At 26.2% G+C, this 1,201-nt stretch carries 2 protein-coding genes; one reads left to right on the forward strand and one right to left on the reverse strand.

Annotated features, from left to right (window positions below):
- The coding region (locus A5N85_RS17990; RefSeq protein ID WP_143143291.1) for a helix-turn-helix domain-containing protein at positions 1 to 134 on the reverse strand (134 nt) is incomplete at its 3' end.
- An 861-nt stretch (positions 135 to 995) separates the two neighbouring features.
- On the opposite strand from A5N85_RS17990, the gene A5N85_RS16325 reads away from it, so the two are divergent.
- Positions 996 to 1,201: hypothetical protein (locus A5N85_RS16325; RefSeq protein ID WP_211268239.1), on the forward strand; the 206-nt coding region annotated here is incomplete at its 3' end.

Here is a 1,201-nt window from a genome sequence, read left to right on the forward strand (position 1 = left end):
TTAGGATGGGGATTTTTAATCCAGCTATAGACGGTGAATTTGCTGATCTTGTAGCGCTTTGCAACAGCGCGCCAAGTTTCTCCATTAGCAATATCGTTAAGAATTTTCTGTCGGAATTGGCGGCAGTAGGTCATAGGATATGCTCAGTTTGTTTTTGATAATTCTACTACAAGTTGTTCTTTATATCTGCTTTGGATAGATTGGATTATAAGTGATTTGACTATATCCAAAAACTACTCCTTTTGGAATTATAATTCATCAAAAAAGCATCTTTTTAATTCTTCTAATTCTACTTACTTGCATTTTTGCAAATTTTAAATATTTTTTCTATTTATATAGCAACTGTGTTTATATATTATTAGCAACAACAATGTTTTTACTTTTATTATTATTTATTTGGAATCTTATATCTTTTTTAAAAAAAACAACAAAAATAAAGAAAGATTACAAAGAAAAAAATATAAAAATAAAAAATTGGGAACACTACTATTTTTCGTAAAATTTACAAAAATTGGTACTTTTTAGTATTATGCTTAACTATACTTTTAGCATATTCATTAAACGCACCAGACACACTATATAACGACAACCACTTATTGCTATTAGCTTTTCTATCTGCCATAATATTTACAGACAATATTTTTATTCAATAAAAATATTTTACTACAGAACGGATCAACATTACTATTGCTTCTATGCTTCATAATTTTTCTCTAATAGTATCTTTTATTTTATTTGTTTTCTCTACAAATAGTATTATTCAGGGAAAAATCATAGAGTACGGACATGAATATTTTTATAACTTATTATTTATTATAATAATAGCCATATATCTTCTCATTTATACTATATATGGTTTTCTGATTTTTAAACAAAAAGCTCCCAATAATTTTTCTACTATAGTATACCTAATCTTAGCTATACTAATCTTATTTACAATAATATTTTTTACTTTACTATCTAATAAAAAATTTCCTGATATTTTTCTACATAATATGAGATTTATTGAAAATAAAGATGATTCAAATTGGTACACTATCGATACGAAACATTGGGCACCAAATAACATTAGCAAACAAGAATTAAAAAACTATAGCGATGAAATGAAAGAATTCTTATTTGGCAATAAAAACATCTCACAATGCCCACCCAAAGAAGACAATGCACAAAATGAAAAAGCTGGAGAAAGCTGCCTTATACT

The sequence above is a fragment of the Suttonella ornithocola genome, assembly GCF_001889065.1.
Classification (GTDB): Bacteria; Pseudomonadota; Gammaproteobacteria; order Cardiobacteriales; family Cardiobacteriaceae; genus Suttonella_A; species Suttonella_A ornithocola.